The organism is Cellulosimicrobium funkei, from assembly GCF_001019615.1.
Classification (GTDB): domain Bacteria; phylum Actinomycetota; class Actinomycetes; order Actinomycetales; family Cellulomonadaceae; genus Cellulosimicrobium; species Cellulosimicrobium cellulans_E.
Window position 1 is genome coordinate 34,726 of record NZ_JNBQ01000003.1, and the last position, 17,359, is coordinate 52,084.

At 72.3% G+C, this 17,359-nt stretch carries 8 protein-coding genes; 4 read left to right on the forward strand and 4 right to left on the reverse strand.

The features are described 5' to 3' along the window. Nucleotides 1–85 precede the first annotated feature (85 nt). From FB00_RS04630 to FB00_RS04640, 3 genes are all read left to right on the forward strand, one after another. Entirely contained in the window at nucleotides 86–1,975 is a 1,890-nt protein-coding gene (locus FB00_RS04630; protein ID WP_197088750.1) for an alkyl/aryl-sulfatase, read from the forward strand. A gap of 297 nt (nucleotides 1,976–2,272) precedes the next feature. Beyond that, nucleotides 2,273–10,162, forward strand: coding sequence for a DUF5979 domain-containing protein (locus FB00_RS04635; protein ID WP_156186301.1), 7,890 nt, complete (start codon nucleotides 2,273–2,275; stop codon nucleotides 10,160–10,162). A gap of 64 nt (nucleotides 10,163–10,226) precedes the next feature. Next, nucleotides 10,227–10,646 carry a phage holin family protein gene (locus tag FB00_RS04640; RefSeq protein ID WP_047231736.1) on the forward strand — a complete coding sequence of 140 codons (420 nt, stop codon included), beginning with the start codon at nucleotides 10,227–10,229 and terminating at the stop codon, nucleotides 10,644–10,646. A 43-nt stretch (nucleotides 10,647–10,689) separates the two neighbouring features. Here FB00_RS04640 and FB00_RS04645 read toward each other — a convergent pair whose 3' ends face one another. The 4 genes from FB00_RS04645 to FB00_RS04660 all read right to left on the reverse strand — a co-directional run bounded on the left by FB00_RS04645 (nucleotide 10,690) and on the right by FB00_RS04660 (nucleotide 16,576). Further along, on the reverse strand, nucleotides 10,690–11,319 hold the full coding sequence (locus FB00_RS04645) for a PAS and ANTAR domain-containing protein (RefSeq protein WP_047231737.1): 630 nt from the start codon (nucleotides 11,317–11,319) through the stop codon (nucleotides 10,690–10,692). A 144-nt stretch (nucleotides 11,320–11,463) separates the two neighbouring features. Beyond that, nucleotides 11,464–13,374, reverse strand: coding sequence for an alkyl/aryl-sulfatase (locus FB00_RS04650; RefSeq protein WP_047231738.1), 1,911 nt, complete (start codon nucleotides 13,372–13,374; stop codon nucleotides 11,464–11,466). A gap of 95 nt (nucleotides 13,375–13,469) precedes the next feature. Continuing rightward, nucleotides 13,470–15,248, reverse strand: coding sequence for a SulP family inorganic anion transporter (locus FB00_RS04655; RefSeq protein ID WP_197088751.1), 1,779 nt, complete (start codon nucleotides 15,246–15,248; stop codon nucleotides 13,470–13,472). Between the two features lie 2 nt (nucleotides 15,249–15,250). Beyond that, nucleotides 15,251–16,576 (reverse strand): ion channel protein, encoded by a 1,326-nt coding sequence (locus tag FB00_RS04660; protein WP_047231739.1) that lies wholly within the window; start codon nucleotides 16,574–16,576, stop codon nucleotides 15,251–15,253. A gap of 177 nt (nucleotides 16,577–16,753) precedes the next feature. Between FB00_RS04660 and FB00_RS04665 the strand changes: the two genes are divergently transcribed. Continuing rightward, nucleotides 16,754–17,251 (forward strand): DUF1269 domain-containing protein, encoded by a 498-nt coding sequence (locus FB00_RS04665; protein WP_047231740.1) that lies wholly within the window; start codon nucleotides 16,754–16,756, stop codon nucleotides 17,249–17,251. Nucleotides 17,252–17,359 lie beyond the last annotated feature (108 nt).

Sequence of the window (17,359 nt, forward strand, 5' to 3'; positions counted from 1 at the left end):
GGGTCCCACGGCAGGGCGTGTCGACCGGTCAGCGGGCGCGACGTTCCGGATGCGGCCCTCGGACCGCGCTGACATGCTCCGAACCATGTCGACTCCCAAGCCAGCGACGCCCGCGATCGTCGCGCAGAACTCCGCCCTCCTCCAGAAGCTCCCCTTCTCGGACACCCAGGACTTCGACGACACGACCCGTGGCCTGATCGCCAGTCGCACGCCGAACGCCGTGACCGCCGACGACGGGACGGTCCTGTGGGACAACGACACGTACGGCTTCCTGCAGGGGGAGGCGCCCGACACGGTGAACCCGAGCCTGTGGCGCGTGTCGCAGCTGAACACGACGCAGGGGCTGTTCGAGGTCGTCCCGGGCATCTACCAGGTGCGCGGGATGGATCTGTCGAACACGTCCTTCATCGAGGGGGACGAGGGCGTCGTCGTGATCGACACGCTGCTCTCGGCCGAGACCGGGGCGGCTGCGCTCGCGCTGTACCGCGAGCACCGTGGTGACCGACCGATCAAGGCGATCGTGTACACGCACTCGCACGCGGACCACTTCGGCGGGGTGAAGGGCTTCGTCTCGCAGGAGGAGGTCGACGCCGGAGCGGTGAAGATCTTCGCGCCGGAGGGGTTCATCGAGCACGCGGTGTCCGAGAACGTGTACGCCGGCACGGCGATGAACCGCCGCGCCGGGTACATGTACGGTGCCGCGCTCGCGCGAGGTCCGCAGGGCGGCGTCGGCGCGGGCCTCGGTCAGACGCTGTCGATCGGTCTGGTCTCGCTCATCGCCCCGACGGACCTCGTCACGACGACGGGGCACGAGGAGGTCGTCGACGGCGTCCGCATGGTGTTCCAGATGGCACCGGGGACTGAGGCCCCTTCGGAGATGCTCATCTACCTGCCGGACTTCAAGGCGCTGTGCGCTGCCGAGGACGCGACGCACAACCTGCACAACCTGCTGACGCTGCGCGGCGCCGTCGTGCGCGACCCGAAGGCGTGGTCGAACTACCTCACCGAGACGATCGACCTGTGGGGTGACGACGTCGAGGTCGTCTTCGCTTCCCACCACTGGCCGACGTGGGGCCGCGAGCGCGTGGTGGAGTTCCTCTCCCTCCAGCGCGACCTGTACGGCTACCTGCACGACCAGACGCTGCGGCTGCTCAACAAGGGGCTCACGGGACCCGAGATCGCGGAGGAGATGGTCCTGCCGCCCGCCCTCGAGAACGCCTGGAGCACGCGCGGCTACTACGGCTCGGTGAGCCACAACGTCAAGGCGATCTACCAGCGCTACCTCGGCTGGTTCGACGGCAACCCTGCCCACCTGTGGGAGCACGTCCCCGTCGAGCGCGCCAAGCGTTACGCGAAGCTCGCCGGAGGCGTGGACGCCCTCGTTGCGAACGCCCGCGAGGCCTTCGACGCCGGCGACTACCGCTGGGCCGCGGAGGTCGCCAACCACGCCGTGTTCGCCGAGCCGGACCACGCGGACGCACGCGAGGTGCTCGCCGACACGTACGAGCAGCTCGGCTACGGCTCGGAGAACGGCACGTGGCGTGACTTCTACCTGTCGGGCGCGGCCGAGCTGCGCGACGGCCAGTTCGGCACCCCGACCGAGACGACGGCCCCCGACGTCATCGGTCAGCTCACGCCGGCGATGCTGTTCGACGCCATCGCCATCACGGTGAACGGCCCGAAGGCGTGGGACGAGAAGCTCTCGATCGACGTCGCGCTCACCGACGTCGACGAGCGTTACCGCCTCCGGCTCGCCAACGGCGTCCTCACCTACAGCGCGGCGGCGCAGAAGGGCGACGCCGACGTCACGCTCACCACGACCAAGCGTGCCCTCCCGGCCCTTGCCACCGGCCCGCTCACCGCTGAAGGGCTCGCGCAGGCGGGCATCGAGCTCTCCGGTGACGCCTCGGTCCTCGGACGGCTCGCCGCCGTGCTCGACCCCGGCGACAAGAACTTCGCGATCGTCACCCCCTGAGTCGGCCGACGCCCGCGCCGCAGCCCGAGGGGCGGTGGCGCGGGCGTCGTCGTTCCCCCGTGCGCGTCCCGGTTCGCCGCGACGAACCCGAGGCGCTGTGTCAGGGTCGTGACCACGAGGCGTGCGCCGGCGCGCGCCAGGGGCGCGGCGTGACCGGAGGGCGACGGCATGGCGAACGGGCAGACGACGGGCGGCACGACGCGGGGTGCACGGGGGCGGGCCGAACGGAGGTCGAGGAGACTCCGCCGCGCCTGGGCCACCGGGGGCAGCGTCCTCCTGGCACTGCCGCTCGCGCTCGTGCCCGCGCTGCCGGCGGCGGCCGCGGACTGGCAGATCAACAAGACGGAGATCAGCACGGGCCCGTACCAGCCCGGCCAGAACGTCCAGTGGGCCGTCACCATCTCGTGCTCGGACCCCAACGCCGACCCGTGCGCGCCGGTGTCGATGACCGACCCGCTGCCCGAGAACCTCGAGCTCGTCAGCGCGGTGATCCAGAGCGCCGGAGCGGGGACCGGGAACCCGGCCGTGGACGCGAACACCGACACCGACACCGTCACGTTCACCGCGGACAACGTGAACAACGGCCAGCAGGCGCAGGTCCTCATCACGGCGCAGGTGCCCGCGGACATCCCGTACAGCGAGAACGGCGCGACGTACACGAACACCGCGACCGTCGTCTCCGACAACGCGCCGGCGCAGTCGGCGTCCGACACGGTCGACATCGTCGTCCCGCTCGTCCTCGACTCGGAGACGACCAAGACGATCGAGCCGCCCGGCGCCATCGCGAGCCCAGGGACGCCGGCGACGATGACCATCGGCGGCACCAACACGTCGAACGACGCGGTGGACTCCCTCGTCCTCACCGAGCCGACGCCGGGCACGGACCCGAACCCGTTCACCTACCTCGCCTTCACGGGCTGGGGCGACGTGTCGTGGCCCGAGGGCGCGACGTCGGCGGACGTGACGTTCACGTGCGCCGACGGGTCGACGCCGTCGGGTACCAGCACGACGCCGAACACGCTGCCCGACCCGCCCGCCGACTGCGTGGTCGAGGGCTTCACGGTGCAGTTCGACGGCGCGATCGCGATCGACGCCTCGGCGAGCATCCCGTTCGACGTCGAGCAGACCGACGCCGTCACCGAGATCACCGAACCGACCACGATCACCAACACCACGTCGTCGAACGTGATCCACGGGGAAGAGCAGACGGACCCGGTGGATGCGAGCGACACCTACGTCGTCACGCCGCCGAACAACTCGGTCACGCCGACCAAGAGCTTCGACCCGGCCGTCGTGTCCGCGGGCGACCCGACCACGGTGACGATCGGGGCGACGAACGACGGCGACCCGACGACGTCCCTGACGATCACCGAGCCGTCGCCGGGCACGCCCAGCCCGTTCGAGGGCGACGACCCGCTGACGTTCACGGGCTGGGGCACGGCCGACGACCCCGGCGTCGTCCAGTGGCCGGCGAACGCCGACGCCGCGAGCGTCACCTACACGTGCTCCGACGGCTCGCCGGTGACGCTCGAGGCCGAGGCGGTGAACACCCTGCCCGATCCTCCGGCCGGCTGTGACGTCGTGGGGTTCTCCGTGGAGTTCACGGGGGCCATCGTCACCGGCGCGGAGGCGTCGATCCCGTTCCAGGCGGACACCGACCCGGACCAGGGAGAGGAGGACGTCACCCACCCGAACCAGATCACGGCGACGATCCCCAACGACTCGGGGACGGCCGACGCGTCGCTCGTCACGCTGACCGACCGGCTCGCGACCGTGACGACGAAGTCGATCTCGCCGTCCACCATCCCGGCGCTGCCGGGGCAGAGCGTCATCGTGCAGCTGCCCACCCAGCTGCTGCCGTTCGGCCCGGACGGTTCGACCACGGACGCCAACGACGTCGTCGTCCAGGACCCGACGGACCCGAGCGACCCCGAGGCGTTCTGGGACGACTTCGAGGCGACGAGCGTGCGGTCGACGGACGTGCCGGCCGGCGCGACGCTGACGATCAGCTACTGGGACGGTAGCGAGTGGGTCACCGACCCCGACTGCGGCACGTTCACCGGCGCGACCACCGTCAACTGCGACCTGCCGGACGGGGCCCAGGGTGTCCAGTTCGCCTACCACTCGGACGGCGGCTTCCCGCCCGGGACGAGCTTCCAGCCGAACTTCACCGCGGCCTACACCGGCCCGGAGGACGCCGACGACCCGATCGCGAACTGCGGCGCCTCCAGCGCCTCGTCGGGCTCGGTCGCGCCGACCGACCCGGCGGAGGGCTGCGCCACCGTGGACCCGTTCCCGGTGCCGACCGACCCGGGCGACCTGGACTTCATCGCGAAGGACTTCCTGGCACCGGAGGGGCAGACGGGCCAGCCCTACACGGTGCGGGCTCGGACGCAGGACGAGATCACCGCGCAGATCACGTGGTCGACCAACGGGTTCGAGGGCGTGGACCCGATGGTGATCAGCGACATCGCCGACCCGGTCGCCGCGGGCGATCCGGCGATCGAGGGGTCGTTCTACGACGCGTTCGACCTGGTCCGGGTGGAGGCCATCGACCCCTCCGTGGACCCGCTCATGGTCTACGACGCGGTCACCGGCGTCGACCTGTTCATCGACGGGGGGTGGGTCGACGCCGAGAACGACCCGTGCAGCGTCGCCGCGCCGTGCAACACGTCGTTCCCGGGGTACACGCTGACGGACGACGAGCGCGCGAACGCCACCTCGGTGCGGCTCACCTACACGGAGTCCCCGACGCGCGAAGAGTTCCCGGCGGACCCGACGCAGCCCGCGGCCGGATCGGGCGTGGCGCGCTCGACACAGGCGGACGGCCGCCACCTCGACCTCACGTTCCGGCTCCGTGACGACCGCCGCAGCGGCGGACCGGCCCTCGGCAGCACCAACGGCACGGTATACAACCGGGGGGAGGACAACCCCGGTCTCGTGAACGACACCGCGCGCGGCACGGCCACGTTCCAAGGCACGGAGCGCACCGACACCGACGACGACGACGTGCTGATCATCGACACGCCGATCAACGTGGGGATCGTCAAGGACTGGACCGGCGGACCGCTCTCGGTCCCTCCGGACGGCACTCCCGACGACGCCTACCCGTCCACGCACGCGGTGATCACGGCGACCAACAGCTCCGCCGCCCGGGTGGACACGTTGCGGATCACGGAGCCGTCGTCCGCCAACCCGGACGGCGTCCTCGATCCCGTCACCGACCCCGGGACGTCGCCCTTCGACGCGTTCACCCTCACCGCCGTCGACATCACGCCGCCGAGCGGCACCGAGACGACGACGGTCGTCCTCACGAGGTGGGACGGGGCGGCGACGAGCACGGACACCTACGACGAGGCGGGTGCCGAGGGCCTCTCGGCGGCGGACCTGGCGGACGTGACCGGCATCGACGTCTCGTTCGACGGCAGGGTGGACTCCGAGGCGACCGGCACCCTCGACCTCACGCTCCTCCTGCGCGAGTTCGACCGGTACGACACCTCGGCGCGGATCACCGTCGCCGACTACTCGCCGGTGCCCAACAGCGCCGGCGCGGAGGTCGTCGATCCCGGCGGGACGACCGCGGACGTCCCGCAGGCGTGGGACACCGCCGACATGGAGCTGCAGGACGCCGCGATCTCCCTGGTGCAGACCAAGTCGTTCGACCCCGCCACGATCGTCGAGCCGGGTTCGGACGCCGAGGAGAACCCGACCTCGACGCTGACCATCACCGGCCAGCCGACGGGCCCGTCGCGTGCGGTCGAGATGGTGCTCACCGACGTGGACGGCAGCTTCTGGAACCAGTACGACCTGGTCGGGTTCGACGCGTCGGTCCTGACCGCGCCGATCGACCAGGTGCAGGTCGACGCCTGCGTGGGCGGCACCTACGACGAGGCGAGCGACGCGTTCGCCGACTGCACGTGGAACGACGGGGAGCCGTCGGCGACCTTCGCCCTCCCGGACGGCGTCACCGACCCGTCGACGGTCACCGGTCTGCGGTTCACGTTCACGCGGGCGGACGGCGCGATCTGGGAGAACCCGGCCAACCCGGTCCAGGCGGTGAACCTCGAGATCCAGGTACGCGACACGTTGCGCTCCGACCCAGGCACCCCGGTGCCGAGCGACCTCGCGCAGAACGACCCTGCGCCGGGCGAGACCGCGCCGGGCCTCGCGACCAACGACGTGACGTCGACGGTGACGGGCGCCGACCTCGTCTTCAACCCGGACGACCCGGAGAACCCGATCCCGGTGAGCGCCGACGCCGACGCGCAGGCGGTCGTCACCTACCAGCACACCGAGAACGGCGTGCAGATCGTCAAGGACTTCGCGGGCGTGCCGTCGGGCGGCACCCAGGAGCCCAACGCGGTGATCCCCATGAACATCACGGTGACGAACACGGGGAACCGGCCGATCGTCGACCCGGTGATCGTGGACGACCCGATGCCGAGCGACCCCGACGGGCCGCAGCTGCGGCTGGCCGACGTGGACGAGCCGTTCGGCTACGCGCTCACGGAGCCGGAGGACCGTGACCCCGCGCTGCCGCCGCCGCCGGGCCGACCCAACGGACCGCAGATGCCCACCGACCCGGACGACGTCACGGTGGATCAGGACGGCAACCTGTTCGGTCTGACGTTCACGTTCCCCGAGGGGACGGTGCTCGAGGTCGGGCAGGTGTACACCATCACCGTCCAGGTGCAGTTCCGCGTGGGGCTGGCGGCGAACACCGTCGTGAACAACACCGCCGGTGTCACCGGCGACAGGCCGTGGGACAGCTGTGTGAGCCGGCTCGACGACGAGACCGGGCAGTGCCAGGCGGACGCCGACGTCACCCCGATCCCGTCGGCGGTGCTCTCGGAGTCGAAGTACGTCAAGGCGACGGCCGACGACGAGCTCGACGTGATCGTCGACCCCGCCGCGCCGAACCCGCCCGCGGAGTGCCTGCCGCTCGGCGCCGACGGCTTCTACGCCTACCCCTGCACACCCGTGATCGCCCCGGGGCACAACGAGACCTGGCGTATCCGTGTGGACAACGTCGGCAACCTGCCGATCGACACGGTCGTCGTCTACGACCGGCTCCCGCGGCCTGGCGACACCGCGTCCGACCCCCGGTCGAGCTCCGAGCGCGGGTCGCAGTGGGAGCCGATCCTCGACCCTGCGACCCCGCCGCAGCTCGTCAACGCTCCGCAGGGCAGCACGACGACGTTCTACTACACCCTCGTCGACGACTACTGCGCGGACGACCTGGCGTCCCCGATCGACGAGCCGACGTGCTCCGACGACCCGGCGGCAGGGGGCTGGGCGCAGCTCACGGCTGACACCAGCGACGAGACGTACGCGCAGATCACCGCACTCAAGGCCGTCGTCGAGATGGACCCGGACTTCCCGTTCCAGCCGGGCCAGTTCATCGCCCTCGACGGCACGACGACCACGCCCGCCGAGGTGCCCGACGCCGGGCCGCGCTCCATCGCCTGGAACTCGGCCGCCGCGAACGGCGTCGGGGTGACGCCGAGCGGCACCCGGTTCAACATGGTCTCCACCGAGGGCACGAAGGTCGGCGTCGCGACGGCGGCGGGCTCGCTCCAGGTGAACAAGGCTGTCGCGGGCGACGCGGCCGAGTACGCTCCCGACTCGTTCGCCATGACGGTCGAGTGCACGTCCGCCGTGGGGACGTGGGTGGAGACGGTGCTGGACCCGATCCCGATCACCGTGACGCCGGGCACCCCGACGGTCGTGCCGGACCTCCCGTACGGGGCGGTGTGCACGGTCACGGAGGACGGCAGCGACGGGCAGACGCGCCTCGTCCTGGCCCCGCAGACGGTGACGATCGACAGCGAGGACCCGGAGGCGCCGGTCGTCATCGAGGCCGTGAACTGGTACGACTGGGCCAGCCTCGTCATCGACAAGGAGGTCGTCACCGCCGCGGTCGACCAGGACGGCACACCGGTGCCTTTCGGCCCGTTCGAGGTGACGGTCGAGTGCACGTTCCTGGGCGAGCCCGTCTACGCCGCGGGCTACGGCCCCGACGACCCGATGGTGCTCACGATCGAGGACGGCGAGACCGTCGAGCTCGACGAGCTGCCCGTCGGCTCGCAGTGCACCGTCACCGAGACCGGGACGGGGAACGCGTCGTCGGTGACGATCACCGTCGACCAGGGCCTGCCGGGGCACCCCGTGACCACCGACGGCCCGGCGACGGAGCTCGGGCTCGTCGGGGACGTGGCCGGCCTGAGCACCAACGACGTCACGCTGACCAACACCTACGACGTGGGCGCGATCGGCCTGCAGAAGGTCGTGGACGGCGCGGGCGGGCCCGCATACGGGCAGGGCCCGTTCACGATCACCGTCGTGTGCACGTACGACGACGACGGCGACGGGCCGGGCGAGCCGCGCACGGTCTACGACAGCCAGGTCGTGCTCGGCGGCCCAGGGCCGTTGGGCGCGCAGATCGCGAACCTGCCGACGGGCGCGGTCTGCGACGTCGAGGAGGTCGACGACGCCGGCGCCACGGGGTCCGTCGTCGTCCCCGAGACCATCACGGTCGGCAGCGGCGACGTCGCGAGCGTCGTCATCACCAACACGTTCGACGTCGGCTCGATCCAGGTCGACAAGGAGCTCGCCGGGCTCGGCGCGCTCTACGGCCCCGGGCCGTTCGCGTTCACGCTCGAGTGCGTCTACGAGGACGTGGCCCTGACCATCCCGGGGGGCGCGGTCCGCGAGGTCGACGGCGGCGCGAGCGTCGTGTACGACGGCCTGCCGGTCGGCTCGGTGTGCTCGCTCACCGAGTCGGACGACTTCGGTGCCTCGTCGACGCAGATCACGGTCGACGGCGGTGAGCCCGTCGACGGCACGAGCGTCGAGGGCATCGTCGTCCCGCCCGCAGACGGCGGCGAGCCCACGACCGTGACCGTCGCCGTGGAGAACACGTTCACCACGGCACCGCTCGTCGTGCGGAAGGTCGTCGACGGTGACGCCGCGGGCTTCGCGCCTCCGATGCCGGACCTGCCGCCGCTGCCCGAGGTGCCCGACGGCCCCGTCGACCCGGAGACGCTGCTGGAGCTCCTGGAGCAGCTCGAGGAGTACCTGGCGGCGGTACCGTTCGACGAGCTCCCCTACGCGGTGACGTTGGAGTGCACGACGTCCCAGGGCGCGCCGGTGACCTTCATCCCTGGCGGCCCCGACCGGCGGTTCGGGCCCGGGTTCCCCGCGCTCTACTTCGGGCTCCAGGACGGCGACACCTGCACCGTCACGGAGACGGAGACCGGCGGCGCGACCGGGGTGGCCTACGCGCCGAACCCGGTGGTCGTCACGGGGACGTCGAGCGCTCTCGACCCGGTCGAGGCGGTCGTGACCAACACCTACGACGCCGGGTCGCTCGAGGTCGAGAAGGTCGTGGCCGGCGACGGCGCCGAGGCGTTCGGCTCCGGGCCGTTCACCGTGAGCGCCGCCTGCACGTTCCTGGGCGAGGCCATCGAGGTGCCTGGTGGCGCCGAGCGCACGATCTCCGGGGGCGAGGTCGCCGTCTACGACGGCCTGCCCGTCGGCGCGGAGTGCGTCGTCACGGAGACGGCGACGGGCGGGGCCGCCTCGACGACGATCTCCGCGTCGGTCGAGGGCGGCGAGCCCGGTGCGGCCACCATCGGTCCTGACCCCGCCCAGGTGACGGTGACGAACACGTTCGACGTCGGGCAGGTCGTCGTGACGAAGAGGCTCGCCGGGCCGGGCGCGTCGCAGCACCGCGGCGACGAGTTCGTCGTCACGCTCGCGTGCACGTGGGACGTCGACGGCGTCACGACGGACGTCGTGGTCCCGGGCGGCGCCGAACGCACGCTCTCGGCCGACGACGACTGGACCGCCGTCTACGAGCTGGTCCCGCAGGGGGCCGAGTGCACGCTCGCCGAGACCGACGCGGGCGACGCCGAGGCCGTGACGCTCGCCGTCGCGGGGACCGACGTGACCGTCGACCCTGACGACACGACGCCGACGTCCGACGCGTTCACCGTCCCGACGGGCGACGGCGCCGAGGTCGACGCGACCGTGACCAACGCGTTCCGCGCCACCGGCGGGGGCAGCCTCCCGCCGACCGGTGCGAGCGTCGGGGCGGTCGCGGTGCTCGCGATCCTGCTCACGGGTACCGGTGCGCTGCTGGCCGACGCCCGGCGGCGCGGATCACGGACCGCGGGCCGCGCCTGACCCGTCCCCTGGTCAGGCCGCGCCTGCGGTTGCGGAACCTGACCAGGGGCGGGACCGTTACCGCATGATCCGCTTCCTGCTGAGCTTTGCGATCAACGTGGTCCTCGCCGCCGTGGGCCTCCTCGTCGCCTCGGCCCTGTTCGACGGCGTCACCGTGCACGCCTCGGGCTTCGTCGTCGCCGTGCTGATCTTCGCGGTGGCGCAGGCGATCCTCGCGCCGTTCGTGTTCAACGTGGCGCGCAAGTACGCCTCGGCGATCCTGGGCGGGATCGGCCTCGTGTCGACGTTCCTGGCCCTGTGGGTCGCGACGCTCATCGGGGACGGGCTCGAGATCTCGGGCGCGTCCACGTGGATCGGCGTCACGGTCGTCGTCTGGCTGATCGGCGCGCTCGGCGGGTGGTTCCTCGGCTGGCTCGTGCTCACGCGCTGGTGGGACCGCCGCCAGGAGCAGAAGCGGATCCGCGAGGCCACGGCCAAGGGCTGATCACGACGGCCGGCCCGGACGGGTCGAGGGCCGGCCGTCCGTGCTACCGCAGCAGCGCGTCGACGTGCTCGACGCTGTCGGGGCCGCCCCGCACGCCCTCGTGCACGACGAGCCGGGCGAGCTCGCGTAGCGGCACGTTGCGGTTGTTGGACGCGCGCTTGAGGCGGGCGAACGCCTCGTCGGGGTGCACGCCGTAGGCGGCGACGACGACGCCCTTGGCCTGCTCGATCGTCCCGCGGGTCTCCGCGGCGGCGGCGATGTCGTGCCGTGCGCGCTCCTGCGCGTTGTCGGTGACGGTCCGCGTCACGTCCACGAAGTACCCGACGAGCTCGGTGACCTCGCCCGTCTCGCGGTCGCGTCGGCCCTGGCCGACGACGACGAGGAAGCGTTCGCCGCCGTGGGCGTCCATGATCCGGTGCACGCTCGAGAACGGCTCGCCGGAGAGTCGTGCCTCGTCGAGGACCTGCCGGACCCGCTCGCGGTCGTCCGGGTGCTTGTGGGCGAGCACGAGGGTGGTCGTCGGCACGACGTCGCCGGGTTCGAAGCCGTGCAGGCGGTACGTCTCGGGCGACCACCACCACACGCCGGTGCTCAGGTCCAGGCGGTACTGGCCGATCTGCTGGTGCGCGCCGCGCGCGAGGGCTTGCTCGATGGCATGGTCGTCCACGGACATTCTGGCCTCCGGATCTCCGGTGGATGAGGAGCCAGGTCCAGACTCGACCCTCTGACCGTACTCCACTTCTCCCCCGGGGAGTGCCGGACGTACCCCGCGGAGCCTTCCGCCTCCGCGTGGAGGCGGAAGGCGGTCTGCTCGGGACTACGGCGTGACGATGGCGAAGTTCGGGTCGAACTCGTCCAGGACCGACGCGTAGACGTCCAGCACGGACGCGTCGCCGTCGAGGGTCACCGTGCCCGCCGCGGAGAGCCGGGACGCTGCGGCGGGCTCGAGGAGCACGGCGGCGGCCAGCGTCTTGGGCGCGCGCACGGTGAGCGGCGCCTGGTCCGTCGCACCGGGCCGGGCATGGAGCACGCCGTTGCGGACCCAGACGGTCCAGGTCTCGTCGCGGTCGGTGAAGTCGACGTCGAACCGCACGTCCACCTCGGCGGCCTTCTCCCCGACGACGTGCACGGCAGCGTAGTCGAAGAGGATGTCGATCGGCATGGCGGCGACCGTGTCCGGGCTGGCCGTGCTGAACCGCGCCGGCAGGATGCCGTCGCGCAGCTCGCGCGCCGCGGTGAGGAAGATCCCGCGCCACTGCGGACCCTCGGCCTGGTAGCCCATCTGCTCGTAGGCGTCGGCCTGGAGGCCCTTGGCCTCGGTGTCGTCGGGGTCCGCGAACACGAGGTGGTGCAGCACCTGGACCGCCCAGCGGTAGTCGCCCGCCTCGACCGCGCGACGACCCGCCGCGAGGATCGCGTCGCGCCCGAACGCGTCGACGTAGCGCTTCGCGGTGTCGACGGGCGTGTGCGGGTGCAGGGAGACGGGGTCGCCGTCCCACGTGCCGAGCTCCTTGGTGAAGACGGCGCGCACGTCGTGGTGCAGCGTGCCGTGGTACCCGCGGTTGAACCACCTGCGGCCGAGCACGTCGGGCAGCGCGACGACCTCGGCGGCCTCGAGCGGCGTGTACCCCTTGTTGGCCAGCCGCAGGGCCTGGTCGTGGATGTACTTGTAGGTGTCGCGCTGCGACTCCAGGAACGCGACGACCTCGGCGTTGCCCCACACCGGCCACGTGTGCGGCCCGTAGTGCACCTCGACCTGGTCACCCCAGCGCACGAGCGTCTCGTCGAGGTAGCGCGCGAAGTTGCGGGCGTCGCGCGTGCGGGCGCCGCGCAGCGTCTGGATGTTGTGCAGCGAGTGGTTGGCGTTCTCCGCGCACGTCAGGGCCTTGAGCTCCGGGATCCAGATGTGCATCTCCTCCGGCGCCTCCGTGTCCGGGGCGTAGAGGAACTCGAAGGTGAGGCCCGCGATCGTGCGGGTCTGCCCGGTCTCGGTGATCGGGTCGGTCGGGGAGATGTAGGAGACCGTGGGCCCGTCCGCGGTCCCGATGCCGATCCCGCTCGTGACGGTCTGGTGCGTCCCGTGGCCCAGGAGGCTGCCGAAGGCGTACCCGGCGCGCCGGCTCATGGCGTTCCCCGCGACGACGTTCTCGCCGATCGCGTACTTGTCGAAGCTCGCGATCGTCCCGGGTGCGATGATCGGGATCTTTCCGGAGGCGACGTCCGCCTCGTCCACGAGGCCCTTGACCCCGCCGTAGTGGTCGATGTGCGTGTGCGTGTAGATCACCGCGACCACGGGCTTGTCCGTGACGTGCTCGCGCAGCAGGGCCAGCGCCTGCCGCGCGGCCTCGACCGACGACGAGCAGTCGACCACCACGACGCCGTCGTCACCCTCGACGAAGGTGACGTCCGCGATGTCGGTGTTGCGCACCTGGTACAGCCCGTCCACGACCCGGTACAGGCCGGCGTCCCGGATCACCTGGGACTGGCGCCAGAGGCTCGGCTCGACCGTGTCGGGGTTCGGGGCGTGGTCGTCGTCGAGGAACGCGAACGCGTCGAGGTCCAGGCTCACCGTCCCGTCGTCGAGGACGACCTTCCCCCCGGGGATGTCCGCGATCTTTCCCCGTCGCGACGTCTCGAAGTCCTCCACGTCGTCGAGCGCGTACCGTTCCCGCGCGTCGCGGTTGGCGGTCGCGGTCACGGGGGTGGCGTCCTTCGGGGTGTACGACATCGGTCCTCCAACCGTCGGGGGTGATCAGGACGACGCCGCACGACCGTGCGGCAGCATCACGCTCCCGCAGTGTTCGGGGCATCGCAACAGGTGGATCAGCCTCCCGCGTCGTCGCGCGGGGCACGCGCCCACCGCTCGGCGGAGGCCACCGCGTCGTCCAGCCCGCCCATGACCTCCGGGGTCGCGTCGACGACGGCGTCCTCGCCGAGCTCGGCCACGGTGCCCGTCCGTTCGAGGAGCTGGCGCATCGCCGGGGTGACGCCGACGAGGACGAGACGGTTCCCCTGTGCGGCGAGGCGTCTCGCGGTCCGGTGCAGGAGCTCCATGACGGCGGAGGAGGGGATGTCCGGCAGCGTCCGCAGCACCAGGACGAGGACGGCGCGCTCGGCGCCGCTGCCGTCGGGGAACTGGCCCTCGATCCGGGGGAGCGCTGCGAAGAAGGACGTCCCCGAGAAGTCGAGGACCGTGACCTCGCCGGAGCGCAGCCGGGTCGGGAGCTCCCGCGAGGTGCGCCAGCGACCGTCCGGCGCGCGCGTCAGGAGGACGAGGCGCGACTGCCGCGCTGCCTGGACGCAGTACAGGAGGAGGGACAGGACGGCGCCCACGACGATCGCCTGCTGGAGCGGGACCTGCGTCGTCGCGAAGAACGTGACGACCATGGCGAGCGACGAGAGGGGCGACGTCCGCAGCACGAGGAGGATCTCCCGCCGCTTCCCCCAGACGAGCTCGCCTCCCACCACGAGGATGAGCCCGCCGATCACCGGCATCGGGATCAGCTCGGCCAGGCCGCCGAGCAGGAGCACGACGAGTGCGAGGAAGACCCCGCTGACCACGCCGGCCCAGCGCGTCCGTGCCCCCGCCTCGGCCGCGACGCCCGTCCGGGACATCGAGCCGCCGCTCGGCAGGGCCTGGAAGAGGCCTCCGGCCACGTTCGCCCACCCCTGCGAGCGGAAGTCGGCGTTCGTGTCCGACCGGGAGCCGTCGGGGTTGGGCATCGAGGGCGCGATGGACGCGGCCTGCGCCAGGCCGACGAGCGCGACGGCGACCGCGCCGCCGACGAGGGCGGGCGCCGCGGACACGTCGGGGAGCGACAGGCCGGGGAGCGCGGACGGGATGGAGGCGATGTCGGCGACCTGGCGCACGTCGATCCCCGCCGTGACCACGACGACGGTGACGGCGACCATCGCGACGAGGAGCGCGACGGGGACGAGGCGCCGGACCGACCGGGCCACGGCCCAGACGAGGATCGTCCCGGCCGCGACGAGCGTGGAGGCGAGGTCCCACGACGTGACGTGGACGAGCCAGTCGCCGAGCTGGTAGAGCCGGTTGTGGCCCTGCGGGTCGTAGCCCGTCGCGTCCTCGAGGACGCCCGTGATGATCTGGAGGGCGATCCCGGTGGAGAAGCCCACCATGACGGCGTTGGAGACGAAGCTCATGACGGCGCCGAGGCGCAGCGCGCCGAGCACCAGCATGACGAGGCCGACCATGATCGTGAGGGTCGCGACGTTGGCGGGGTCCGTGGGGTCCAGGCCGGCGGCCGCGAGGACGCTCTGGGAGGTGAGCGCGATCGCGCTCGTGAGCGTCGTGATCATGAGGACCGTCCGCGCGGTCAGCGACCCGACGATCGCGGGTGCGACACCGGCGTAGAGCCCGGCGACCGGGTTGAAGCCGGCGATCGAGGCGTAGGCCATGCCCTCCGGGATGGAGAACAGGCCTGTGACCATGCCGGAGACGACGTCCGAGCGCGTCGGTCGCCCGGCGCGCCGCAGCCGACCCGACCGCCCGGCCTGCCCGCCCCGCCCGGCCCGCCCGTGGAGGCGGCCGTCGTCGGTGCCCGCGCCTCCGGCGTCGGTGGGTGCGTCGGCGTCGGTCACGCTCAGCGCTCCGCGGGGCCGGCCGGACCGGTCGGGGTGGGCACCGGAGCGAGCGCGCCGAACTCGGGCCTGCCGTCGGGGACCGTGACGCGCAACGGGGGCATCGAGCGGACGACGAGCCACAGCGGGAGGACGGCCACGCACAGCACCGGGAGCAGGTGGACGTCGCCGACGGTCACGGCCGCCATGAACAGGGCGAGCCAGCCGTCGCGGGCCACCACCAGGACGGCTCCCAGCACGCCGGCGGAGACGGCGACCGCGGGTGGCACCGCGGGGACGAGCCCGGAGGCCGAGAGCCCCAGGGCCACGCCGACGAAGACCGCCGGGAAGATGCGGCCCCCGCGGAAGCCGGCGCCCGCGGCGACGACGAGCGCGACGAGCTTGACGACGGCCATGAGGAGGATTGCGTACCAGGCGAGGGTGTCGGCCTCGTCGGCGAGCTCCTTCATCTCCTCGAGGCCCTTGAAGAGCGTGAGCGGCCCGCCCAGGACACCGAGCAGGCCCAGCACGAGCCCGCCGATCCCGAGCGCGAGCACCGGGCTGCGGAAGCGGTGGAACAGGGTGTGCACGGGGGTGAACGCGAGCACCGCGAGGAGCGTGACCAGAGCCGCGACGGTGGCGATCACCGCGGTGCTCAGGACGTCTCCGAGGGCGGGGCCCGGGTAGTCCGGGAGGGAGACCGCGAACGTCGGGGCGCCGAACGCGGTCATGGTGACGGCGCCCGCCCCGGCGGCCCCCAGGGGGGCGAACAGCCGGTCGAACAGCGGGGCGCTCCGGTCCCCGCGCTCCGCGAAGCTCTCGGTGAGCACGAGCGCGGCGGCGACCGGCGTCGCGAACATCGCGCCGATGGTGCCGGCCATCGCGAGCCCCACCGCCCCCGTGACCGGGACGCCGAACCGCGGCCGGCACAGGAACCACGCGGCGAGCGCGACGTTGAGGGCGATGATCGGGTTCTCGGGACCGAGGCTCACCCCTCCGGCGAGGCCCAGGACGAGCGCGAGCGCGAGGCCCGGCAGGGCCCGGAGCGGGAGCGGGGCGGAGACGAGCTCCGTGGTGGCCGGGTCGACGCCGGCGTGCCCCGGTGCCCAGCGGACGGTGGCGCCCACGAGCACGCCGGTGAGGGTGAGCACGAGGACCGTCCACCAGGTGCGCGTCGTCGTGACCCCCCAGGCCTCGGGCAGCCGGTCCCACACCAGGTGCTGGATCCAGCCGGCGAGCTCCGAGAGCGCGAGGAGCGTGAGCGCGCTGACGACCCCGACGACGAGTGCCGGGACCACGGACCGCAGGAGGCGCCTCGTCGTGAGGGCGGTAGCCGGCGCGTCGGACACACGGGAAGAGAACCACGGTGGGGCCGGGGCTGCATCCGGAGCCCCGGCGCCCGCGGGGCGTCGATCGGGGCCGGATGCTCGACGCGCGCAACCCGGCACCCGGGGATACGTTCGACGCGTCCCGGGGCGCAGCGTCGCGCTCCCGCCGAACGTACGAACCGGAACGAGAGGTCTGACGTGGCAACGCTCACCGTGTGGAAGTTCGACACCCCCGAGGGCGCGCAGCGCGCTGAGGACGCGCTGCTCGCGCTCCAGAAGCAGGAGCTCATCCAGGTCCAGGACGCGGCGATCGTGTCCTGGGAGGAGGGCAAGAAGAAGCCGAAGACGCGGCAGGGCACCAGCACGACGGCGGTCGGGGCGCTCGGCGGCACGTTCTGGGGCCTGCTGTTCGGCCTCCTCTTCTTCGTCCCGCTGCTCGGCGCGGCCATCGGCGCGGCGTCCGGCGCGATCGCCGGTGCCCTGACCGACGTCGGCATCGACGACGACTTCATCGACTCCGTGCGCAGCAAGGTCACGCCGGGCACGTCGGCGCTGTTCGCGCTGACGTCGGGCGCCGTGATCGACCGCGTGCACGAGGCGCTCCAGGCCGAGGGCATCCACGGCGAGCTCATCCAGACGAACCTCTCCGCGGACGAGGAGGCCAAGCTCCGCGCGGCCTTCGACGAGAACGCCTGAGCGGTCCTCCCGGGTGAGGTGCCCGACGGCGGTGCGCACCGCTGTCGGGCACCTCACCCGCTCGTACGCCCCGGCACCGGTGCCGTAGTCCGCGCAGTCCCTCCCGTC